General features: G+C 64.1%; 16 protein-coding genes and 2 pseudogenes. 4 read left to right on the top strand and 14 right to left on the bottom strand.

The features are described from left to right. Window positions 1–90: 90 nt before the first annotated feature. From AC07UK_RS04060 to AC07UK_RS04095, 8 genes are all read right to left on the bottom strand, one after another. The gene (locus AC07UK_RS04060) at window positions 91–792 is read right to left on the bottom strand and encodes an ABC transporter ATP-binding protein (protein WP_058697507.1); all 702 of its coding nucleotides are present in this window, start codon (window positions 790–792) and stop codon (window positions 91–93) included. Then, window positions 792–1571: a high-affinity branched-chain amino acid ABC transporter ATP-binding protein LivG gene (gene livG / locus AC07UK_RS04065; RefSeq protein ID WP_058697506.1), complete on the bottom strand. Its 780-nt coding sequence runs from the start codon at window positions 1569–1571 to the stop codon at window positions 792–794. Before livG ends, AC07UK_RS04060 begins: the two co-directional genes overlap by 1 nt. Next, window positions 1568–2827: a high-affinity branched-chain amino acid ABC transporter permease LivM gene (locus AC07UK_RS04070; protein ID WP_058697505.1), complete on the bottom strand. Its 1260-nt coding sequence runs from the start codon at window positions 2825–2827 to the stop codon at window positions 1568–1570. Before AC07UK_RS04070 ends, livG begins: the two co-directional genes overlap by 4 nt. 7 nt (window positions 2828–2834) lie before the next feature. After that, window positions 2835–3761 carry a high-affinity branched-chain amino acid ABC transporter permease LivH gene (gene livH, locus AC07UK_RS04075; protein WP_058697504.1) on the bottom strand — a complete coding sequence of 309 codons (927 nt, stop codon included), beginning with the start codon at window positions 3759–3761 and terminating at the stop codon, window positions 2835–2837. Window positions 3762–3846: 85 nt separating this feature from the next. After that, on the bottom strand, window positions 3847–4965 hold the full coding sequence (locus AC07UK_RS04080; protein ID WP_058697503.1) for a branched-chain amino acid ABC transporter substrate-binding protein: 1119 nt from the start codon (window positions 4963–4965) through the stop codon (window positions 3847–3849). Between the two features lie 88 nt (window positions 4966–5053). Further along, a complete protein-coding gene (locus AC07UK_RS04085; protein WP_058697502.1) occupies window positions 5054–6172 on the bottom strand; it encodes a branched-chain amino acid ABC transporter substrate-binding protein in 1119 nt (372 codons plus the stop codon). Between the two features lie 149 nt (window positions 6173–6321). Next, complete coding sequence (locus AC07UK_RS04090; RefSeq protein ID WP_058697501.1) at window positions 6322–9891, bottom strand: indolepyruvate ferredoxin oxidoreductase family protein; 3570 nt, start codon at window positions 9889–9891, stop codon at window positions 6322–6324. Between the two features lie 25 nt (window positions 9892–9916). Beyond that, entirely contained in the window at window positions 9917–10708 is a 792-nt protein-coding gene (locus tag AC07UK_RS04095) for an SDR family oxidoreductase (protein ID WP_081050222.1), read from the bottom strand. Window positions 10709–10920: 212 nt separating this feature from the next. Here AC07UK_RS04095 and AC07UK_RS04100 point away from each other — a divergent pair, with 212 nt between their 5' ends. Then, entirely contained in the window at window positions 10921–11220 is a 300-nt protein-coding gene (locus AC07UK_RS04100) for a DUF1330 domain-containing protein (protein WP_058697499.1), read from the top strand. Window positions 11221–11286: 66 nt separating this feature from the next. Next, window positions 11287–11790 (top strand): Lrp/AsnC family transcriptional regulator, encoded by a 504-nt coding sequence (locus AC07UK_RS04105; RefSeq protein WP_058697498.1) that lies wholly within the window; start codon window positions 11287–11289, stop codon window positions 11788–11790. A 65-nt stretch (window positions 11791–11855) separates the two neighbouring features. On the opposite strand, the gene AC07UK_RS04110 is transcribed toward AC07UK_RS04105, so the two are convergent. Further along, entirely contained in the window at window positions 11856–12359 is a 504-nt protein-coding gene (locus AC07UK_RS04110; protein WP_058697497.1) for a MarR family winged helix-turn-helix transcriptional regulator, read from the bottom strand. Window positions 12360–12745: 386 nt separating this feature from the next. On the opposite strand from AC07UK_RS04110, the pseudogene AC07UK_RS04115 reads away from it, so the two are divergent. Continuing rightward, window positions 12746–13560: pseudogene (locus AC07UK_RS04115) on the top strand (electron transfer flavoprotein subunit alpha/FixB family protein); the annotation flags it as partial. Between the two features lie 88 nt (window positions 13561–13648). Here the strand turns inward: AC07UK_RS04115 and AC07UK_RS04120 are convergent. The 4 genes from AC07UK_RS04120 to AC07UK_RS04135 form a co-directional block, all read right to left on the bottom strand. Continuing rightward, window positions 13649–15331, bottom strand: a complete 1683-nt coding sequence (locus AC07UK_RS04120) for an electron transfer flavoprotein-ubiquinone oxidoreductase (RefSeq protein ID WP_058697496.1) — start codon at window positions 15329–15331, stop codon at window positions 13649–13651. A 99-nt stretch (window positions 15332–15430) separates the two neighbouring features. Beyond that, entirely contained in the window at window positions 15431–16639 is a 1209-nt protein-coding gene (pcaF, locus tag AC07UK_RS04125) for a 3-oxoadipyl-CoA thiolase (protein ID WP_058697495.1), read from the bottom strand. Window positions 16640–16652: 13 nt separating this feature from the next. Continuing rightward, window positions 16653–18701, bottom strand: a complete 2049-nt coding sequence (locus tag AC07UK_RS04130) for a 3-hydroxyacyl-CoA dehydrogenase NAD-binding domain-containing protein (RefSeq protein WP_058697667.1) — start codon at window positions 18699–18701, stop codon at window positions 16653–16655. An 8-nt stretch (window positions 18702–18709) separates the two neighbouring features. Then, window positions 18710–19870 carry an acyl-CoA dehydrogenase family protein gene (locus AC07UK_RS04135; protein WP_058697494.1) on the bottom strand — a complete coding sequence of 387 codons (1161 nt, stop codon included), beginning with the start codon at window positions 19868–19870 and terminating at the stop codon, window positions 18710–18712. A gap of 94 nt (window positions 19871–19964) precedes the next feature. On the opposite strand from AC07UK_RS04135, the pseudogene AC07UK_RS04140 reads away from it, so the two are divergent. After that, a pseudogene (locus AC07UK_RS04140) lies at window positions 19965–20609 on the top strand (LysR family transcriptional regulator); the annotation flags it as partial. A gap of 872 nt (window positions 20610–21481) precedes the next feature. On the opposite strand, the gene AC07UK_RS04145 reads toward AC07UK_RS04140, so the two are convergent. Beyond that, entirely contained in the window at window positions 21482–22465 is a 984-nt protein-coding gene (locus AC07UK_RS04145; RefSeq protein WP_058697493.1) for an AAA family ATPase, read from the bottom strand. Window positions 22466–22468: the final 3 nt, after the last annotated feature.

The following is a 22468-nucleotide window of genomic DNA, read 5'->3' on the forward strand; positions in this document are numbered from 1 at the left end:
AGCCGAGGCCGCGGCCATTGGCATTGGAGGACGCCCATTCGGCCTTTCAGAGAATCCCGTGCCAAAGCATTGCCACCCAGGGTGCCGCCCCTATCCACCCAGATAGGCTTGCTTAATGCGGTCATTGGTGAGCAGATTCCTGCCGGTGTCAGCGAGAACGACGCGCCCGGTTTCCAGCACGTAGCCCCGATCGGCCACTTGCAGTGCCTTGTTGGCGTTCTGCTCGACCAGAAAGACCGTGACCCCTTCTTCCCGGATCGTGCGGATGATGTCGAAGATCTGCGCAATGACCAGCGGCGCCAGACCCAACGTGGGTTCGTCCAGCAGCAGCAGACGTGGACGGCTCATCAGGGCGCGGCCGATCGCCAGCATCTGCTGCTCGCCGCCTGACATCGTTCCGGCGCGCTGAGCCGAACGCTCGCGCAGCCGCGGAAAGAGCTTGAACACATGCTCGATCCCGGCCTCGATTTCATGGCGATCGGCGAAGAAGCCGCCCATCTTCAGGTTGTCCACCACGGTCAGACTGGGAAACACCCGCCTGCCCTCCGGCGAGATCGCCATGCCCATGCGCATGATGTCGTGGGTGTTGCGGTTGGTAATGTCCCGCCCCTCGAACAGCACGCGCCCGCTGCTGGCGCGCGGGGAACCGCACACCGTCATCATCAGCGTCGTCTTGCCCGCGCCATTGCTGCCGATCAGGGTGACGATCTCCCCCTTCTTGACCTCGATCGATACCCCGGAAAGTGCCTCGATGGCGCCATAGTGGGTGTGGATTTTCTCCAGCTTTAGCATCACTCCTCCCCCAGGTAGGCCTTGATCACGCGCGGGTCGTTCCGCACCTCTTCGGGCCTGGCTGTGACGATTGGCCGCCCGTGCTCCATCACGAGAATGCGGTCGGAGACGCCCATGACCAGCCCCATGTCGTGTTCGATCAGCAGCACGGAGATCCCGAACTCGTGGCGCAGCCGCTTGATCAGGTGCTGGAGCTCGAGCTTTTCCTGCGGGTTCAGGCCCGCCGCGGGCTCGTCCAGCAACAGCAGCCGGGGTTTGGTGATCATGCAGCGGGCGATTTCCAGGCGGCGCTGGTGGCCGTAGGAGAGCGTCCCGGCCTCGCGATTGGCGACCTCGGTCAACTCCATCCGATCCAGCCATTGCGCGGCACGCACCAGCGCCTCCCGCTCGGCGCGGCGGTATGCGGGCGTCGCCAGCAACCCATGCAGCAGCCCCGTCTTGACCTGCAGATGCTGCGCGACCATCAGGTTTTCCACGACCGTCAGACGCTTGAACAGGCGGATGTTCTGGAAGGTGCGCACCAGGCCCTTGCGTGCCACGAGGTGGCTGGGCAGCCCTGCGATGCGGTGGCCATCCAGGATCACGTCCCCGCCGGTCGGCTTGTAGAACCCGCCGACGCAGTTGAACACCGTGGTCTTGCCCGCACCGTTCGGCCCGATGATGGCGAAGACCTCGTTGCGGCGGACCTGGAAGTCGATGCCGTTGACCGCCATCAGGCCACCAAAGCGCATCTGCAAGCCGGAGACTGTGAGCAATTCGGAAGATGCAATGGCAGTCATCGCGGCAACTCCAGATGGGGGCGGCTGGTGGGCAGCAGCCCTTGGGGGCGCCAGATCATCATCAGGATCATCACCAGGCCAAAGATCAGCATGCGGTACTCCGCAAACTCGCGCGTGAGTTCCGGCAGCACCGTCAGCAGAATGGCCGCCAGCGCCACGCCGAGCTGCGAGCCCATGCCGCCGAGCACAACGACCGCGAGGATCAACGCCGACTCGATGAAGGTGAAGGACTCGGGATTGACCAGCCCTTGGCGTGCCGCGAAGAAGGCGCCGCCGATGCCCGCGAAGGAAGCGCCCAGCGTGAAGGCCGACAGCTTCACGCGGGTCGGGCTCAGGCCCAGCGAGCGGCAGGCGATCTCATCCTCGCGCAGCGCCTCCCAGGCCCGGCCCATCGGCATGCGGATCAACCGGCTGGTGACGAAGAGCGTGAAGCCCACCAGCAACAGCGCCAGCAAGTACAGGAAGAGCACCATGTGGTCCCCTCTGTAGGTCAGGCCCAGCAGTTCATGGAAGGTCTGCGCGCCTGCCGTCTTAGCGGCGCGCGCAATCTCGAACCCGAAGGCCGTCGGCTTGGGGATGCCCGAGATGCCATCGGGACCGCCTGTCACGCTGGTGAGATTATTCAGCAACAGCCGGATGATCTCGCCAAAGCCCAAGGTGACGATGGCCAGATAGTCGCCGCGCAGGCGCAGCACCGGAAATCCGAGCAGGAAGCCGAATGTGGCCGACATCGCCGCCGCGATCGGGAGGCACTCCCAGAAACTCAATCCGAAATACTGGTTGAGCAACGCATAGGTGTATCCGCCGACGGCGTAGAAGCCCACGTAGCCCAGATCGAGCAGCCCGGCGAAGCCCACCACGATGTTCAGGCCCAGGCCCAAGATCACGTAGATCAGCGCCAGCGTGGCGATGTCGAGCGCCCCGCGCGAGCCGAAGAACGACCACGCGAACCCCGCCAGCAGCAAGAACCAGATCGCCACGCGCTGCTGATGCGGCCCCGGCATCGGAATGGCTGGCAGCCGCACGACGCCGCGCGCGCCTGCCAGCATCGGCTTGCACAACTGGAACAGGAACACCACGATCACGGCAATCCACACGGGACGCCAGTGCGGCTCCAGGACCATCTTGTACCCGTCGAGCTTGAGTTGGAGCCCAAGCGCCGGGATGGTCAACACCGCGGTCAACAGGGCCGCGATCGCCGCGTCCTTGAGGACGGCGGGGAACGGCGACGCTTTCATTGCAATGGCTTGTGTCATGTCGTCCTCACACTTTCTCCACATCCGGCTTGCCCAGCAGGCCGGTCGGCCGGAACAGCAATACGAGAACGAGCAGGCTGAATGCCACCACGTCCTTGTATTCCGCAGGCATGTAGCCGGTCGCGAACGTTTCCGCCAACCCCAGCACAATGCCGCCCAGCATGGCACCGGGAATGCTGCCGATACCGCCCAGCACCGCGGCCGTGAAGGCCTTGATGCCAGCGATGAAACCGATGAAGGGGTTGAGCTTGCCGATGGTCAGCCCGATCAGCACCCCGCCCACGGCGGCGAGAATGGCCCCGAGCACGAAGGTGAAAGAGATCACCTTGTTGGTGTCGATGCCCAGCAGATTGGCCATGCGCATATCCTCGGCGCAGGCACGGCAGGCGCGCCCCGTGCGCGAACGCGCGATGAACAGCGTCAGCAGGATCATCAGCGCCACGGTCACGCCCACGATGAGCAAGCGTGCGTAGGGCACGGTGACGGTGAAGTCCCCGCCCATGTCCAGCTCCAGTGCGCCAGACACCAGCACAGGCACGGAAACGTCCCGCGCGCCTTGCGCGATCTGCATGTAGTTCTGCAGGAAGATGGACATGCCAATCGCCGAGATCAGCGGCACCAGCCTCGGCCCGCCCCGCAAGGGGCGGTAAGCCACGCGCTCGACGACAAAGCCGTACGTGCCGGTGACCACCACCGACACCAGCAGCGCTGCGCCGAGCACCAGCGGCAGCGGATAGCCCGCCTGCGTCCCGATGGCGGTGAGCGTGACCAGACCGAGATACGCACCGATCATGTAGATCTCGCCGTGGGCGAAGTTGATCATGCCGATGATCCCGTACACCATGGTGTAGCCGATGGCGATCAGCGCATAGATAGAGCCCAGCGTCAGGCCATTGACCAGTTGCTGGGTGAATTGGGGAAGGAAGTCGCTCATCCAGGATGCCTCGCAACAAGAGCGTTCAAAGCAGGCCGGCAGCATCCGATCCTTGAACCGGACGCCGGCCTAGCCACGTGCTGCATCAGTTGGCAGCGGTCTTGGTGGCATCCTTGTGCCAGGTGTAGACCACGAACTTGAACGACTTGAGGTCTCCCTGGGCGTCGTACTGGACCGTGCCGATCGGGGTCTGGAAAGTGTTCTGGTGCATGAAGGCAGCGACCTTTTCCGGGTCCGTGCTCTTGGAGCCGGACATCGCATCGGCGATGATCTTGACCGCAGCGTAGGCCGGCATCTGGAACGCGCCGCCCGCGTCACGCTTTTTCTCGGCAAAGGCCTTCACGAGCCCGGCGTTCGCGGGGTCTGCAGAGAAATCAACAGGCAGCGTGAGCAGCATGCCCTCGGAAGCCGCGCCCGCGATGGCCGTCACCTCCTTGCTGCTCACAGCCTCCGGCCCCATGAAGACCGCTTTCACGCCCTGCTCCCGCGACTGGCGCATGAGGAGCCCGATCTCCGGGTGGTAGCCGCCGAAGTAGACGAAGTCGATGCCCTGGGACTTCAGCTTCGTGATGACGGCGGAATAGTCGGGCTCGCCGGCATTGATGCCCTCGTAGAACACCACCGGCACCTTGGCGGCATCCAGCTCCTTCTTGACCGTGGCGGCAATGCCTTGGCCGTAGGACTGCTTGTCGTGCAGCACCGCCACCTTTTTCGGCTTGACCGTATTGATGATGTAGCCTGCGGCCACGGGCCCCTGCTGATCGTCCCGGCCGATCGTTCGGAAGATGAGCTTGCGCTTCTTGCTCTCGGTCAGCTGCGGCGCCGTGGCCGTCGGCGTCACCATGAGCACGCCTTCGTTCTCGTAGATCTCCGAAGCGGGAATGGTCGATCCGGAGCACACATGGCCGATGACGTACTTGATGCCCTGGCTGACGATCTTGTTGGCGACTGCCACGGCCTGCTTGGGCTCACAGGCGTCGTCCATGATGACGGGCTCCAATTTCTTCCCATTCACCCCACCTGCGGCATTGACCTGCTCGATGGCGGTCAGGGCGCCTGCCTTCATCATGTCGCCGTACTGGGCCACCGAACCCGTCATGGCGCCAGCAATGGCGATCTTGACGGTCTGGGCTTGCGCGGACAGCCCCAGGACGGCGAGGACGGCAGCCGCAGCAAGCCGATGAGGACGAATCGTGGATTTCATGGCAGTCTCCATTGTTGAAATAGGTAGGGATGGGCAAAGCACCGAGGCCCGCCCCGCCCTCCCGGAGCGTGACGGACCCAGCGGAAAATCAGTTGGCGGGCGTCTTGGTGGCGTCCTTGTGCCAGGTGAAGACGGTGAACCGGAAAGACTTCAAGTCACCCTGGGCGTCGTACTCGACCTTGCCAATGGGCGTCTGGAAACTGTTCTGGTGCATGAACGCAGCCACTTTGGCGGGGTCGGTGCTCTTGGCGCCGGCAATGGCATCCGCAAGCACCTTGACGCCGGCATAGGACGGCAGCTGGAACGGACCATTGATGTCACGCTTCTTGTCTGCAAAGGCTTTCACCACGGCCGCATTGGCGGGGTCGGTCGAAAAATCCGCAGGCAGCGTGACCAGCATCCCCTCGGAAGCCGCACCGGCAATCGCGGTCACGTCCTTGTTGCCAACGCCTTCCGGCCCCATGAAGACGGCCTTGATGCCTTGCTCGCGCGCCTGACGCAGCAGCAGTCCCATTTCCGGGTGGTAGCCGCCGTAATAGACAAAGTCGATCTTCTGCGACTTGAGCTTGGTGATGATGGCCGAGTAGTCGGTATCGCCCGCGTTGATGCCTTCAAACAATGCGACGGGAACCTTGGCCGCATCGAGGTTCTTTTTCACAGTGGCGGCAATGCCCTGGCCGTAGGATTGCTTGTCGTGCAGGACGGCCACCGCCTTGATGCCTTTCTGGGCAATGACGTACCGGGCCGCCGCAGGGCCCTGCTGGTCGTCGCGACCGATGGTGCGGAAGATGAACTTGCGCTTCTTGCCCTCGGTCAGCTGCGGCGCGGTCGCGGAAGGCGTCACCATCACCACGCCCTCGTTCTCGTAGATCTCCGAGGCGGGAATCGTCGATCCCGAACAGAGGTGGCCGATCACGAACCGGATCCCCTGGCTGACGATCTTGTTGGCGACCGCCACGGCCTGCTTGGGTTCGCAGGCATCGTCCATCATGACGACCTCAAGCTTGCGCCCGCCGGTGCCGCCTGCAGCATTGATCTGCTCGACCGCCGTCAACACACCGGCCTTTGCCATGTCTCCGTACTGCGCGACGGGGCCGCTCACGGGGCCAGCCAAAGCGATCTTCACCGTTTCCGCGTGCGCGGACGGGCCAAAGCATGCAAGCACGGCCGCAGCCGGAATCGCAAGGAATGAGCGAGTTGTTTTCATGGTTGCTATGCCGGTGTTGTCCGGAATCGATCTGAATTTCGAGGAAAGAACTACGCAGGTCGGTCTGGCCTGCGTGGCCTGACCGGAGAAACCGGCGATGACGCAATGCCCGGTGTTTCGGGCACCGCGTCATGCCGAAGGCTGGTGAATCAGGCGACCTCCTTCGCCACGGTCCCGTTGCGCCACTGGTGGCGAAGGGCCGCCCACTTCTCGCGTGCCGCCGCAAGATGGCGCTCCTTCACGTGGCCATACCCCCGGATCTCTTCGGGAATGCGGGCGATTTCCACGGCGAGGGAGAGCTTCTCCGGCGACAGCATGGGAAGCAGCTCCTCGACGCTGGCGCGATAGTCCTGGATCAGGGCGCGCTCCGTCCTGCGTTCCTCGGTCCGGCCAAAGGGATCGAGCGCCGTGCCGCGCAGGCTCTTCATCTTGGCGAGGATTCCGAAAGCGCGGCGCATCCAGGGGCCGAAGGGTTGCTTGACCAGTTCACCCTTGTCGTTGCGTTTGGCAAACGTCGGGGGCGCGAGGTGGTGCACTACCTTGAAGTCGCCTTCAAACATGTCGGCCAGCTTCTGCGTGAATGCCGCATCGGTGTGCAGCCGCGCCACTTCGTACTCGTCCTTGTAGGCCATCAGCTTGAACAGGTAGCGCGCCACCGCCTCGGTCAGGCGAGTGCTCTTTAGGCGTGTTTCAGACGAGCGAACCTTCTCAACGAAGGACTGGTAGTCGGCCGCATAGGCTGCGTTCTGATACGCCGTCAGGAACTCGACGCGCTTGCGGATGACCTGGTCGAGCGACGGCTTGCGCACGATCTCGATCACGGCCGCGGCCTGGTACAAGGCCTGCACCGCCTTGAGGTCATGGGCGCACCGGCGTCCCCACTCGAAGGCCGCCTTGTTGTTCTCGATCTGCACCCCATTGAGTTCCATGGCACGCATCAAGGCAGCGTGCGAGAGCGGCACCTTGCCCATCTGCCACGCATAGCCCAGCATCAGCGGATTGGTGTAGATCGAATCGCCCAGCAACTGCACCGCAGCCTGCTCCGCGTCGAAGCTGGACACCATCTGCGCACCCGCCGCGGCGGCCAGCACCGCTTCGCAGTTGCCGCCGGGGAACTGCCAGTCGGGGTTCTGCGTGAAGGCAGCGGTCGGTGTGCCATGCGTGTTCAGCGCAACGAACGTGCGCCCTTCGCGGATCAGCCCCGTTGCGTACTTGTTCGCACCGACGATGGCGTCGCACGCGATCAGGAGGTCCGCGTTGGCCGTATCGATCTTGGTTGTGTGGATGGCTTCCGGCCGGTTGGCAATCTGGACATGGCTCCAGGTCGATCCGCCCTTCTGCGCCAGGCCCGCCGCGTCCTGCGTGACAATGCCCTTGCCCTCAAGGTGCGCGGCCATGCCCAGCACTTGCCCGATGGTGATCACGCCGGTTCCGCCAACGCCTGCGACGAGAATGCCCCAGGCCTCCTCGGCGACCGGCAGCACGGGCTCGGGAATGCGGGGCAGCGCGGCGAGGTCCCCCTTCTTCTCTTTCTTGGGCTTCTTGAGCTCGCCACCCTCGATGGTGACGAAGCTCGGGCAGAAGCCCTTGACGCAGCTGTAGTCCTTGTTGCAGGAGTTCTGGTTGATGCGGCGCTTGCGGCCGAACTCGGTTTCCAGGGGCTCGACCGACAGGCAGTTGGACTGCACCGAGCAGTCGCCGCAACCCTCGCAGACCAACTCGTTGATGACCACGGTCTTGGCCGGCGTGGCGAGCTTGCCGCGCTTGCGGCGGCGGCGCTTTTCGGTGGCACAGGTCTGGTCGTAGATGATCGCCGTGCAGCCCGCGATCTCGCGCAGCTCGCGCTGGATCTTGTCGAGGTCATCGCGGTGATGCACGGTGACCCCCGCCTCCAGCGTCACGCCGTCGTATTTCTGCGGCTCATCGGTGACGATGACCAGCTTCTTCACGCCTTCCGCGACCAGGCTCTTCTGGATCTGCAGCACGCTGTGGCCTTCGGGGCGCTCGCCCACCTGCTGGCCGCCGGTCATGGCCACCGCATCGTTGTAGAGCACCTTGTAGGTGATGTTCACCCCGGCCGCGATCGATTGGCGAATGGCCAGCAGGCCGCTGTGGAAGTAGGTGCCGTCACCCACGTTGGCGAACACGTGCTTGTCGGTCGTGAACGGGGCCTGCCCCACCCAAGCCACGCCCTCGCCGCCCATCTGGCTGAAGGTGCTGGTGCTGCGGTCCATCCACTGCGACATGTAATGGCAGCCGATGCCCGCCAGCGCGCGCGAGCCTTCCGGCACGCGGGTGCTGGTGTTGTGCGGGCAGCCGCTGCAGAACCACGGCATGCGATCCCCGGTGTCGATCTTCATCTCCGCCATGGCTCGCTCGCGCTGATCGATCACGGCCAGTCGCGCATCCATGCGCGCGGCGATGTCGCTGCCTTCCGGCGCCATGCCGATCTTGCGCAAGCGCTTGGCGATCGCCTTCGCGATGATGGCCGGCGTGAGGTCGGCCTTGGCACGCAGCAGCCAGTTCTCGCTGGGGTTGGGCATGGACCACTCGCCGCCGGTGTGGTCACCTTCCTGCTCGTCGAACTTGCCGAGCACATTCGGCCGCACGTCGGGACGCCAGTTGTAGAGCGCCTCCTTGATCTGGTACTCGATGACCTGGCGCTTTTCCTCCACCACCAGCACCTCCTGCAAGCCCATCGCGAACTCGCGGGTGGCGGTCGCCTCCAGCGGCCAGACGACGTTGACCTTGTGCAGGCGAATGCCCAGGCGGCGGCAGGTATCGTCGTCCAGGCCCAGATCGACCAGGGCCTGCCGGGTATCGTTGTACGCCTTGCCGCTGGCGATGATGCCGAAGCGATCCTGAGGGCCCTCGATCACATTGCGATTGAGGCGGTTGGCGCGCATGTACGCGAGCGCGGCATACCATTTGTAGTCCATCAGCCGGGCTTCCTGCTCCAGCGGCGGATCCGGCCAGCGGATGTGAACGCCGCCGGGGGGCATGGCGAAATCCTCCGGCAGAGCGATCTGCACCCGATCCGGATCGACGCTGACCGAGGTCGTGGACTCGACCACTTCCTGAATCGTCTTCATGCCCATCCACACGCCGGAGAAGCGGCTCATGGCAAAGGCGTGCAGGCCGAGATCAAGGATCTCCTGCACGCTCGAGGGAAAGAAGACCGGCATCCCGCAGGCCTTGAAGATGTGGTCGCTCTGGTGCGCCGCCGTGCTGCTCTTGGATGCGTGGTCGTCGCCCGCGATGGCGATCACGCCGCCGTGCTTCGCGGTTCCGGCCATGTTGGCATGCTTGAAGACGTCCGAGCAGCGATCCACCCCCGGCCCCTTGCCATACCAGAGACCGAAGACCCCGTCGTACTTCTTGGTCTGGGGATACAGATCCAGTTGCTGCGACCCCCACAGCGCGGTGGCGGCCAGTTCCTCGTTCAGCCCCGGCTGGAAGACCACGTGGTTCGCCTGCAGGTGCTTCTTCGCGGCCCAGAGTGCCTGGTCGTAGCCGCCCAGCGGGCTGCCGCGGTAGCCGCTGATGAAGCCGCTGGTATTCAAGCCAGCGGCAAGGTCGCGCTGGCGCTGCAACATCGGCAGGCGAACCAGCGCCTGTACGCCGCTCATGAATGCCCGGCCGCGATCCAGGCTGTATTTGTCGTCGAGCGTGACTTTTTCGAGAGACTTGCGGATCGCCTCGGGAAGTGGACTGTTCATGTGATTTCCTCTGTCCTAAACGGCGTCAATGCCCTGCTCCGGTCGCCGGGCGAGGCCCGCCGTGCCCATGGCCCCATCCCCCGTCGCACAGGAGAACCTGGCCTGTCACGTACCCGGCAGACTCCGATGCGAGAAAGGCCGCGCCGGCACCAAACTCCGCTGTCGTCCCCAACCGCCCCACCGGTATCTGGCCCAGGATCGATTGCGGCACGCCGAGTTGACGCATCCGGTCGGTCTCGTGGTAACCCGGTGCAATCGCGTTCACCGTCACGCCGCTTCCCGCGTACTCGGCGCTCAGCGTTTGGACGAGGCCGTGTAACCCGGCCCGCAAAGAGGTGGAGATCGCCATCTCAGGGACGTAGTGCATGCATGCGACCGACGTCACCCAGACGACGCGCCCCCAGCCGCGCTCCTCCATCGATGGCAGCAGCGTGCGAACCAACGTCAAGGGTGCGGCCCAGAGCGTTTCAAATGCCTCAAACCACGCGCTCTCAGGTACCTCGGCAGTACGCCCCTTGGCCGGGCCTGGCCCATTCAGCACCAGAATGTCCGGGCGGATCCCAGCTCGCTCCAGTGCCTGAACACATCCCGCAATCGAGCGTCTGTCCGTGAAGTCGAGATGGGCTACGCCATCGACCACACCGGCGGCGGGATTCGCTCGCGAGCTGGTGGCGACCACGCGCACACCTTGATCCCGCAAAGCCTGCGCGACGCCGCCGCCAAGCCCTCCTGTCCCACCGCATACGAGTGCTGTTCTTGTCTCCATGGCATGTGCCCCTAGTTCAATTGCATTGCGGCAAATGGTAGGAAGGCGCATGGGCCAGTGCGAGTCGGGGGTGCTTCTATCAGATATGAGCGCCCCTTATAACTGAACGCGACGACTGCGACGCCCCTCGGTGTTCTCGGGCACCCCGCGCTGCATCGCGCCAGATATTGATTTCAGAAAAGTCCGGTATGTCCCCATCTGAAGGACAACCGGGCCCGCGCCTCCTAGAGTGATGCACTCCAAAACACACTTCGGAGACCCGGATGAAAGCCTATGTGCTCGCATTCATTGACGTGGAAGACCCGTCAAGCTATGCCCCCTATGCAGCAGGCGCTCCCGCAACGATCGCGGCCCATGGCGGCAAGTACCTCATCCGCAATGGCGCCAAGGAACTGCGCGAAGGCACACTTCCGGCCGACCGCCTCGTCGTGCTGGAGTTCCCATCCGTGGCGCAAGCCCGCGCCTGGTACGAGTCACCCGAATACCAGGCGCTGGTACCGATTCGCCAAGGCGCCTCGAAAGGTTCGCTGGTGATCGTGGAGGGCTTTGGCGAAGCGCCGTGACATCGGCTTGACGATCCTCAGGTTCACGTCCACGCCCGTACCACGCGAAGAAGGATTCCTGCGTCCATGCCGGTCCTTGACACCATAGATCGGCGCATCCTCGCTGCCTTGCAGCGTGATGGGCGGATCTCGAACAACGATTTGGCCTTGGAAGTGGGGCTGTCTCCTTCTCCCTGCCTGCGCCGGCTGCGCATGCTGGAGGACACAGGAGTGATCCGCCGCTACACTGCCGTGCTGGCTCCATCCGAAGTGGGCTTGCCTCACACCTTCTTCGCACGGATCTCGCTGCGAGCGCAAGACGGGGACACCACCCAGCAGTTCGCCGCTGCGATGTCGGAACTGCCCCAGGTGCTGGAGTGCTATCTGATGTTCGGCGACTGCGATGCGCTGTTGCGGGTCGTCGCCAGCGATCTCGAAGACTATCGACGATTCCTGGCCCAACACCTGACCCCTGCCAACGGAGTTCGGCGCGTCCAGACCGAAATTCCCTGCACGGTGGTCAAGCAAACGCTTGAACTACCGTTGCATTGGCACGGAGCCCCTTCAGGCGAGGGGGGCCGGCAGCCATGATTTCCTACCAGCCCGCGACGTTCAACGCAACTCACGAAGGCTTGCCTTCGAACCTCGCCCTGGCTCTAGCCTTCCATCTCTCCAGGTTTGGCGCCAGCCCCAAGGTCAACCTTCGACATGCCATCATTGAGCAGGTTGATGTGGTGCAGCAGGGCGATCTTGTCGTCGAAGCGAAAGCTTGCAACCGCCTGGCGATAGAACTCGTAGATTCTTGGCTGGATATCGCTCCAGAACGCTCGCCCCGAGGGCAGCAACACCACTTTTTTGGCACGCCTGTCGGCGGGATCGACGACGCGCTCCACGTGCCCCTCACGCTCGAGACGCTTGAGAACCCCATCCAGACTTTGACGGCTCACGACCAGATAGTCCGCGAGATCGGAAAACGACATTCCGTCCTTCACCTGCGGGCGCGACAGAGCCCCCAGCGTAGCCCACTGAACTGTCGTGATGCCAAGCTCCTTGACGGACTGGCGATCCAAGGTATTGCCAGCCTGGAACAGGCGAAAAAACAATCGGTTGTGAACCGCGGAGACCGATTGATCGTAGTTGTCGTTATCGGATATGGGCATGTATGTATTCAGACAGTTTCAAAGACTCTGACAGGTAGGGCCAACGTCAGCTTTATCCGTCTGCGTGGAAACCTCAGTTTCTAGATCCTGAACACCTGGAATCCGAGTCAGATGCTCGATCTGGAACTGCCGACACTTCCCAAAAGCGGCGGCCCCCACTCGGAGCATGAAAGTTCAGGCCTCAGCCATCAGGTAACAGATCGCCGCACGCGGACGACGGATGGCCACCGTGCCGCGATTCATCGAGGCGCGTCTCGCCTATGCCCTGCGAGCATCGACAGCCCCTCGCTCATCTTAGCGGCATTACGCGAGGATATTGACATAATTTTTGACGCATTTGAAGGCCACGCCCTAAGCCCCGCCAGGTGCTCGCCCAGCCATTCAGCGCTGCTCATGCCGCCGCGGCGGCAGCCCAGATCGCCGGCGTTGCCAAGGTGATCCACGCCGACGGCGCCAGCCTCAAGGACGGCCTGGCCGAAAACCTGGCCGCCCAGGTGCTCGCCATCGCCAGCGGCTACAGCCATGTCCTGTTCCCCGCCACCGCCTGCGGCAAGAACGTGGCCCCCCGCGTCGCCGCCAAGCAGACGTGGCGCAGATCAGCGACATCACCAAGGTCGACAGCGCCGACACCTTCGAGCGCCCCATCTACGCAGGCAACGCCATCGCCACCGTGCGGAGCAGCGACGCCGTGAAAGTCATCACGGTGCGCACCACGGGCTTTGACGCCGCGGTCCCCACGGGCGGCAGCGCCGCCGTCGAAACCGTCGCAGCGGCCGCCGACAGCGGCAAGAGCAGCTTCGTGGGCCGCGAAGTGACCAAGAGCGACCGCCCCGAACTCACCGCCGCCAAGATCATCGTCTCGGGTGGCCGGGCCCTCGGCAGCGCCGAAAAGTTCACGGAAGTCATGACCCCGCTGGCCGACAAGCTGGGCGCGGCCATCGGCGCGAGCCGCGCGGCCGTGGACGCGGGCTACGCCCCGAACGACCTGCAGGTGGGCCAGACGGGCAAGATCGTTGCGCCGCAGCTCTACATCGCTGCCGGCATCTCGGGTACGATCCAGCACTTGGCGGGCATGAAGGACTCCAAGGTGATCGTGGCGATCAACAAGGACCCCGAGGCGCCGACCTTCTCGGTGGCCGACTACAGCCTGGAAGCGGATCTCTTCGAGGCCGTTCCAGAGCTCGTCAAGCAGTTGGGGTAGCGTACGATGGGCCGCCTGGCCTGCGCGACAGGCGGCAGTAGTCCTTGCATCCGAGCCGAGACTCCCTCGGCCAGTACTCGGGCGGGAGCTACATCCCCGCGTAGTTCGGCCCGCCACCGCCCTCGGGTGAGACCCAGACGATGTTCTGGGTCGGATCCTTGATGTCGCAGGTCTTGCAGTGCACGCAGTTCTGCGCGTTGATCACCAACTGGTCGGCTCCGTCCTTGTTGACGAACTCGTACACGCCGGCCGGACAGTAGCGGCTTTCGGGGCCGCCGAACTTGGCCAGGTTGACGCTGACCGGCACGCCGGCATCCTTGAGCGTCAGGTGCGCGGGCTGGTCCTCGGCGTGGTTGGTGTTGCTGATAAACACGCTGGAGAGCCGGTCGAAGGTCAGCACCCCGTCGGGCTTGGGATAGCTAATCTTGGGGCAATCGGCCGCCGGCTTGAGGTACAGGTGGTCGGCCTGCGTGCGGTGGATGGTCCAGGGCGGGGTACTCACGCCGACCTTGGGCAGGAACCACTGCTCGATGCCGGTCATCAGCGCGCCGATGGTGCTGCCCTTCTTGAACCACTGCTTGAAGTTGCGCGACTGGTGCAACTCGGTGCGCAGCCAACTCTGCTCGAAGGCCGCCGGGTAGGCTGCCAGTTCGTCACCGGCGCGGCCCACCGTCACAGCCTCGAAGGCCGCCTCGGCGCACAGCATACCGGTCTTGATGGCCGCGTGGCTGCCCTTGATGCGCGCTGCGTTCAGAAAGCCCGCGTCACAGCCGACCAGCGCGCCGCCCGGGAACACGGTCTTGGGCAGGCTCAGCAACCCGCCGGCAGTGATGGCGCGCGCGCCGTAGCCCACGCGCTTGCCGCCCTCGATGTGCGCCTTGATCGCCGAGTGCCTCTTCCAGCGCTGCATCTCCTCAAACGGCGAGAGCCAGGGGTTCTTGTAGTCCAGCCCGGTCACGAAGCCCAGCGTGACCTTGTTGCCTTCGAGGTGGTAGAGGAAGCCGCCGCCATAGGTGTCGTTGCCCATCGGCCAGCCGGCGGTGTGCACCACCAACCCGGGCTTGGCTTTGTCGGCTGGGATCTCCCACAGCTCCTTGATGCCAATGGCGTAGCTTTGCGGGTCCTTGCCCTCGTCGAGCTTGAAGCGGGCAATGATCTGCTTGCCCAGATGGCCTCGCGCGCCCTCGGCGAAAACCGTGTACTTGGCATGCAGCTCCATGCCGAGTTGGAAGTTCTCGGTCGGCTCGCCGTCCTTGCCGATGCCCATATTGCCGGTGGCCACCCCCTTGACGGAGCCGTCTTCGTTGTAGAGTACCTCGGCGGCCGCGAAGCCGGGGAAGATCTCCACGCCCAGGCCCTCGGCCTGCTGGCCCAGCCATTGCGTGACGGCCCCCAGATTGACGACATAGTTGCCATCATTGTGGAAGTTGCGCGGCACCAGGGCGTCAGGCGTGCGCTTGTGGCCGGTCTCGGAGAGGAATAGCACGTCGTCGCCGGTGACAGGCTGGTTCAGCGGCGCACCCTGTTCCTTCCAGGCCGGAAAAAGCTCGGTGATGGCCTTGGGGTCCATCACGGCGCCACTGAGAATGTGCGCGCCCGGTTCGGAGCCTTTTTCCAGCACGCACACGTTGATTTCGCCGCCCTTGTCGGCGGCCAGCTGCTTCAGGCGGATCGCGGCCGATAGGCCTGCCGGGCCCGCGCCGACGATGACCACGTCGTATTCCATCGCTTCACGCGGGCCGTAGGTGCTCAGAATGTCTTCAGGGCTCATTGGTGGGTAGTCTCCAGCGATTGTTCTTGTGCTGCTGTTCGGAACTCGGAAAAGCGACACGCAGCACAGGACGGTGCGGCGATCGGTCAGCTTGGGGCGTCAGATTTTTTCGAGAATCACGGCAATGCCCTGGCCCACGCCAATGCACATGGTGCACAGCGCATAGTGGCCCCCCAGCGTGTGCAGTTGGTTCACGGCGGTGGTGGCCAGGCGTGCGCCCGAGGCGCCCAGCGGATGGCCCAGCGCAATGGCGCCGCCCCACTGGTTGACGCGCTTGTCGTCGTCGGCGATGTCGAGGTCGCGCAGCACGGCCAGGCCCTGGGCGGCAAAGGCTTCGTTGAGCTCGATCACGTCCATCTGGTCGAGCGTCAGGCCGGTGAGCTGCAGCACCTTGCGCACGGCCGGCGCGGGGCCGAAGCCCATGATGCGCGGCGCCACGCCGGCCGTGGCCATGCCGACCACGCGGGCGCGGGGCACCAGGCCGTATTGCTTGGCGGCTTCCTCATTCGCCAGCAGAAGCGCGCAGGCGCCGTCGTTCACGCCGCTGGCGTTGCCGGCCGTGACCGTGCCATCGGGGCGCACCACGCCCTTGAGTATGGCCAGCGCCTCCAGCGTGGTGGCGCGGGGGTGCTCGTCCTGGCTCACGGCGATGGGGTCGCCCTTCTTCTGGGCAATGGACACGGGCACGATCTCCTGGGCCAGGTAGCCAGCGGCAATGGCAGCGGCAGCGTTCTGCTGGCTGGCCAGGGCCATTCGGTCCTGCGCCTCGCGCTCGATCTTGAAGTCATCGGCCACGTTCTCGGCGGTCTCAGGCATGGAGTCCACGCCAAACTTCGCCTTCATCAGCTTGTTGACGAAGCGCCAGCCGATGGTGGTGTCGTACACCGCGTTGCTGCGACTGAAGGCGCTCTCGGCCTTGGGCATGACGAAGGGCGCGCGGCTCATGCTTTCCACGCCGCCGGCGATCATCAATCGGGCCTCGCCGGCCTTGATGGCGCGCGCGGCCGAGCCCACGGCATCCAGGCCCGAGCCGCACAGGCGGTTGATGGTGGCGCCGGGCACGTCGATGGGCAGGCCGGCCAGCAGCGACGACATGCGTGCCACGTTGCGGTTGTCCTCGCCGGCCTGGTTGGCGCAGCCGTAGAGCACGTCGGCCACGGCGGTCCAGTCCACATTCGGGTTGCGTTCCATCAACGCCTTGATGGGCACAGCACCGAGGTCGTCGGTGCGCACGCCAGCAAGAGCGCCGCCGTAGCGGCCGAAGGGGGTGCGCACGGCGTCGCAGATGAAGGCTTGGGAAGTGTTCATGATGATTTTTGAATCAGGTTGAAAGCAGCGGATCGAGATCGCCCAACGAGAAGCCGTGACCGGCCTCTTCTGCCAAGTGCTTGAGGTCGGCTTCAAGCCGGGCTCGCTCCTGCTGGCGAGCCCAGAACACCGGGCCGCCCTCCCAGCGCGGAAAGCCATAGCCCTGCACCAGCACCACGTCGATGTCGCTGGGGCGGCTTGCCACGCCTTCGGCAAACAGCAAGGCGGCCTCGTTGACCATGGCGAGCAAGGCGCGGCGCTGGATCCCTTCGGGTGCAAGCGTGCGCCGGTTGATGCCGCGCTGCGCGCTCGCCTGCAGGATCACGTCGCGCACAGCCGCATCGGTGGTTTTCACCTGCTTGCCGTCCACGTAGGCGTAGTAGCCCGCGCCAGTCTTGCGCCCCAGGCGCCCGGCCTCGCATAGCCGGTCGAGAATGGCCACGTAGCGCTCGCGCGGATCGCGCGTCGCCGCCTGCGCCTTGCGCATGCGCCAAGCGATGTCAAGGCCGGAAAGATCGGCGACCGCGAATGGCCCCATCGCAAAACCCAGCCCAGTGAGCGCATTGTCCACGTCCTCAGGCCACGCGCCGTCTTCGAGCATGAACTCGCACTGGCGGCGATAGGCATTGTAGATGCGGTTGCCGATGAACCCGAATGCGTTGCCGGTCAGCACCGGCATCTTCTTGAGGGTCGCGCCAAGCGCCATGCCGGTGGCCAGCACATCGGGGGCGGTCTTTGCGCCGCGAACCACCTCCAGCAACTTCATCACGTTGGCCGGACTGAAGAAATGCAGCCCCAGCACGTCCTGCGGGCGTGAAGTCGCCGCGGCAATCGGATCGATATCGAGGTAGGACGTGTTCGTCGCCAGCACCGCGCCCGCCCGCGCATGGGTATCGAACTTGCGGAATACCTCCTGCTTGACGGCCATGTCTTCGAAGACAGCCTCGATCACCAGATCGGCCTGCTGCAGGCGTTCCCATTCGAGGCTGGTCTGCAGGCGTGCCTCATTGGACGACGCGGCCTCGGCGGAGAGCTTGCCCGCCGCCACGCGCTCACGGTAGTGATCGCCAATGTGCTGCCTCCCGCTTTCGAGCGCGGCCTCATCCTGCTCCAGCAGCAGTACGGACAAGCCGGCATCGAGCGCCGAGATGGCAATGCCTGAGCCCATCGTTCCGGCCCCGATCACAGCGATGGAGCGCACCTCGCGCGCGGGTGCCTGGAGCGCCGGCGGCAGCTTCGTAGCTTCCCGTTCAACCTTGAACTGGTAGCGCAGCGCTTGGGCCACCGTCGTGGGCACGAGGGCCAGAAACAGCTCGCGCTCCTTCTGCATGCCTTCGTCGAACGGCAGCGCGGATGCGGCCAGCGCGTCGAGCAGCGCGCCGTATGCTGGCTGCAGCTTTTGGCGGGCCGTGAGCTTTGCGCGTTGCGCGGCCACCGTTGCCTGGACTTCGGTGGCGTCGACCTCGCCATCCAGCGCCCGTGGGTAAGGAAGCCCCTTTTCAGCGAGCATCGTCGCGAGAGCGGCGGCTGCGCCAACCGTGTCCCCAGCCACGACGTCGTCGAACAGGCCCGACTTGGCGAGTTGGCGGGCGCTCTGGGGCTGCCCGCCGGACATCAGCGCATGGGCGGCAGCAATGCCCACCAGCCGGGGCAGCCGCTGGGTTGCACCCGAGCCGGGAATCAGGCCCAGGGTGATCTCCGGCAGACCGATCCGGGCCTTTTCCTGCGCGACGCGCCCATGGCAGCCCAGAGCGAGTTCAAGGCCACCGCCCAGGGCGACACCGGTGATGGCCGCCACGACGGGCTTGCTGCTCGCCTCGATGCGGGTGATGACCGTGCGCAAAATGGGGTCCTGCAGCTGGCGCGGCGTGCCGAACTCGGTGGCGTCCGCACCGGCGGAGAATGTCTTCTCATTGCCGGTCAGCACGATGCCGCGCACTGCGGAATCAGCCAACGCGGCATCGAGTTGCTGCACGATGCGTTCGCGCAGCGCGTGGCCCAGGCTGTTGACGGGCGGGTGGACCAGCGTGATGACGGCGATGCCGTTGCGGATGTCAAGCATGGTCAACCTCACGCGGCCTTCATCAGATGCTTGCCGACGACGAGCTGCTGGATCTGCGTGGTGCCCTCATACAGGCGCAGCAGGCGCACGTCGCGGTAGAAGCGCTCGACTGGGAACTCGTTGATGTAGCCCGAGCCGCCGTGGATCTGCACGCCGCGATCGGCCACGCGACCCACCATCTCGGTCGTGAACAGCTTGGTGCAGGAGGCTTGCATACTCACCTCCGGATCGCTGACGCCGGATGGCTTGGCGTCATAGCGGCGCGCAGTCCCCTGCACCAGCGCCCAGCCTGCCAGCAGCTCGGCCTGGCTGTCGGCCAGCATGGCCTGCACCAGTTGGAAGTCGCCAATGCGCTGGCCGAACTGCTTGCGCTGCTGCGCATAGGCCACGCTCTCTTGCAGAATGCGCTGCGCCATGCCGCACGCCAGGGCCGAGATATGCAGGCGGCCGCGGTCGAGCACCTTCATCGCCGTCTTGAAACCCTTGCCCGCCTCGCCACCGATGATGTTGGCGGCGGGAACGCGCACGCTGTCGAGGTTGACATCGCAGGTCCGCGTGCCTTTCTGCCCCATCTTCTTGTCGGGCTTGCCGAGCGTCAGGCCCGGCAGACCGGCCGGGACGATGAAGGCCGAGATGCCGCCCGCCCCCGCGCCGCCGGTGCGCGCCATCAGCGTGAAGGCGCCGGCGCGCGGCGCATTGGTGATGAAGCGCTTGGTGCCGCTGATGAGGTAATCGCTGCCGTCGGCCACGGCCTTCGTCTTCAGCGACGCCGCGTCCGATCCGGCGTCGGGTTCGGTCAACGCGAACGAGATGATCAACTCGCCACTGGCGATGCGCGGCAGGTATTCGGCCTTCTGTTCGGACGTGCCATCCATCAGGATGCCCTGCGAGCCGATGCCGATGTTCGTGCCCGCCACCGAGCGGAACGCGAGCGCCGTCTGGCCGAGTTCGTAGGCCACCTCGCACTCCTGGGCCATCGACAGCCCGATACCGCCGTACTCCTCGGGAATCGAGATACCGAACAGGCCGAGCTCCTTCATGTCGGCCACGATGTCGGCCGGCACTTCGTCGTGCTCCTCCAAATGGTTTTCGGCGGGCACCAGCCGCTCCCGGACGAAGCGTTGGACGCTGTCCTTGAGCAGTTGGAAAGTTTCCTGATCAAGCGCCATGGGAATCTCCTTTGAATGGGAGGGATTGTTTAATGATCGAATGAATTTGACAATTAGAAAGAGAGTGAACACTCTGTTCAATATTTTTTGACAGATCAACGGCAGCGCACTCACACTCTTCGTCGACATCGTGGAAGCGGGGAATCTCAGCCTGGCCGCGCGGAACATGAAGATGAGCCGGGCCAATATCAGCTATCACCTGACCCAGCTTGAAAAATCGGTCGGCATGCAGCTGATGCGGCGCACGACACGGCGGGTCGAGCTCACGGAGGTCGGCCAACGCCTCTACCACCATGGGTGTGTCATTCGCAATGAAGTGTTGGCGGCCAAGGAGTCGGTGGCCATGTTCGGCAAAGGCCTGTACGGCTCGGTCCGGCTCAGCCTGCCAACCGGCTTTGGGCACATAGTGATGTCCGGCTGGCTGATCGAGTTCAAGCGCCTATATCCCGACATCGCTCTCGATCTGCTGTTCGACAACCGTGTCGACGACCTCTTGCGCGAGGAAGTGGACGTGGCGATTCGGGTGATGTCCGACCCCCCGCAACAGATGGTGGCAATCGAGCTAGCGCAGGTGCGCTGCGTCACCTGTGCGTCGGTCGAGTACGCCTGCGGGCACGCCATGCCGTCGCGGCTGGAGGAACTTGGCGGTGTCCCTCTGATCACGTCGGCCGTGGCTGGACGCAATCTGAGGGTCTCGGCATACTTGGGCGAGGAACGGCGCGAACTGACCCTGCATCCGTAGAACAAAGGAAGAGTGTCACCGTTTCCGAAGGAATGTCGTCAATTCGCGCGGCAACGGCGCGGCAACCGGGCGTACCATCAAAAGAATCAAGGACTTACGCCCAGCGAACTAATATTGTCACCGGCTGAGGGTCGCGAAGTGTCAATCGAAGGCGTGCAAATGCCTGCACGGACCCGGAATGCTACGCCGGCTCCATCTGGCGAGCCGACATCGGAGAGCCGAAAGAGGTAAAGGTCCCTCTACCCATGGCTCCTGCATCCCAGGCCTTGCTCAAAGTACGAGCGCGCGAACGCTTTGCGTTGGTCCGGCCTCATGGGCCGTGGTCGGTCGGGTCGCCAGGCCCCGTTGCCATAGAATGCATGACAATGCGCGCAACGGTGTGGTGCCTCGAGAAGCTGCACATTCAGGCAATACGGCGCTTGATGTCCGCACTGCCTACATGCCGACTCCACAGGGCAACGATGCGCAGGACATCGACTCGCTGTCTCTAGTTGGTGCAAGAGGGAGTGGTACCCACGCACCATACAGAAATGGCAGTAGCGAAACACTTCGCTATAGCGTCGCTGATTGGTTTGCTCGATGAGTGCCATGTGCAGCGATTTGGTTGGCAAGCCCAGCGCTTCGTTCAGCCGAACGACATCGATGAATCCTCTCTGCGGCGGAAGGCTCTCGTAGGGATCGATGTCCAACCTTACCAACCGCATCACAGCGACGCCTGACAAGGCATTCGCCACTTTGAGTTTCCAGAGGATCGAGACGAGCGATTCCCGTGGATCGATCCACTTCTTGTCGAACACGTAGCCCAGCGCCGGAGTGAGCTTCGCCTCGTCGAGCGTGAGGATAGGGAAGCGGGCCACCTTAGAATGCCCTCACAAGGCAGCGGAGACGAGCACACGACCGATTGCATGGCGTGACTGGACGTAACCGGAATGCCGTACCGCGTGCGCCCATAGCGCTGGCTCGGGACAGTAGCCCGGGCAATCCCTGAGCTCGCTATCCTTTAGCAGGATCTCTACGGCACGGACAAACGACTCCATTGGGATCTCGAGAGCCCCAGGCAAGCTGGCCTTGTGGTGCGCCGTCTCGAACGCGTCCCACAGCGCGTCGGCATCGCTGACCAGTCGATAGCCAGCATCAAAGGCTTGCGGAACGTAAAATCGGGTAAAGCTCCATTCGCTACGCTCGGGATAAGCCGTCTCGTCATAGCCGCTCAAACACGTTGCCACGTCCTTCGCATTTCGTATGCCGTAGAAGGCCAATTCCTCGACCATCAGCCGCGCGACAATCTGAGTTTTCCCAGCCAACTGCATGGCCGTTTTCTGAGCGAGCAATTCCTGTTGCCCGACGAGGAAGGTGAACAACTTGATCTGCTGTCGATCCAGCGCATCGTGAACATCACGCAGCCATTCGTATTCATTGTCGTTGTAGCGCTGCGCCTCATCACAGAAAAGCAGAACCGTCCCACTTCCTGCCCGAGCGGCGGCCTCACGAATCCTCAGTGCGAGGCGCATACGTTTGGCCGGGTTGGCGCCAGCGTTAGGATCCGGGTCGCCAACCGCTTCAAGCAGGTTGGCGAAGAATGGTCCCTCGGCATGCCTCGGCTTGTGTTCGCATCGTGCGTGGTAGCTGGTCATCCGTGGGTGTTCGCGTGCCAACAGCAATCGCACGTACTCGATCGCCCGTGTCTTACCGATGCGCGACGGGCCGTAGATCAGGGCGCCCATAATTCTGTAGCGCAGACATCGAGTGACCAGTTCGTAGAGCTCTTCGATGGCCGGCGTGGCGATACGATAGTTGCCGGTGACCAAGGGGTGCAGCGATGGATCGATCGGACGCGGTATCTGAAGCGACATGAT

This window comes from Cupriavidus sp. GW821-FHT07C08 (genome assembly GCF_059419025.1).

Coding starts and splice junctions, on each gene's coding strand:
- pcaF (WP_058697495.1), bottom strand. CDS start 16,639: ATGAACACTTCCCAAGCCTTCATCTGCGACGCCGTGCGCACCCCCTTC.
- livG (WP_058697506.1), bottom strand. CDS start 1,571: ATGACTGCCATTGCATCTTCCGAATTGCTCACAGTCTCCGGCTTGCAG.
- AC07UK_RS04080 (WP_058697503.1), bottom strand. CDS start 4,965: ATGAAATCCACGATTCGTCCTCATCGGCTTGCTGCGGCTGCCGTCCTC.
- AC07UK_RS04110 (WP_058697497.1), bottom strand. CDS start 12,359: ATGCCCATATCCGATAACGACAACTACGATCAATCGGTCTCCGCGGTT.
- AC07UK_RS04085 (WP_058697502.1), bottom strand. CDS start 6,172: ATGAAAACAACTCGCTCATTCCTTGCGATTCCGGCTGCGGCCGTGCTT.
- AC07UK_RS04100 (WP_058697499.1), top strand. CDS start 10,921: ATGAAAGCCTATGTGCTCGCATTCATTGACGTGGAAGACCCGTCAAGC.
- AC07UK_RS04060 (WP_058697507.1), bottom strand. CDS start 792: ATGCTAAAGCTGGAGAAAATCCACACCCACTATGGCGCCATCGAGGCA.
- AC07UK_RS04145 (WP_058697493.1), bottom strand. CDS start 22,465: ATGTCGCTTCAGATACCGCGTCCGATCGATCCATCGCTGCACCCCTTG.
- livH (WP_058697504.1), bottom strand. CDS start 3,761: ATGAGCGACTTCCTTCCCCAATTCACCCAGCAACTGGTCAATGGCCTG.
- AC07UK_RS04135 (WP_058697494.1), bottom strand. CDS start 19,870: ATGGCGCTTGATCAGGAAACTTTCCAACTGCTCAAGGACAGCGTCCAA.
- AC07UK_RS04095 (WP_081050222.1), bottom strand. CDS start 10,708: ATGCGCCTTCCTACCATTTGCCGCAATGCAATTGAACTAGGGGCACAT.
- AC07UK_RS04070 (WP_058697505.1), bottom strand. CDS start 2,827: ATGACACAAGCCATTGCAATGAAAGCGTCGCCGTTCCCCGCCGTCCTC.
- AC07UK_RS04130 (WP_058697667.1), bottom strand. CDS start 18,701: ATGCTTGACATCCGCAACGGCATCGCCGTCATCACGCTGGTCCACCCG.
- AC07UK_RS04120 (WP_058697496.1), bottom strand. CDS start 15,331: ATGAGCCCTGAAGACATTCTGAGCACCTACGGCCCGCGTGAAGCGATG.
- AC07UK_RS04105 (WP_058697498.1), top strand. CDS start 11,287: ATGCCGGTCCTTGACACCATAGATCGGCGCATCCTCGCTGCCTTGCAG.
- AC07UK_RS04090 (WP_058697501.1), bottom strand. CDS start 9,891: ATGAACAGTCCACTTCCCGAGGCGATCCGCAAGTCTCTCGAAAAAGTC.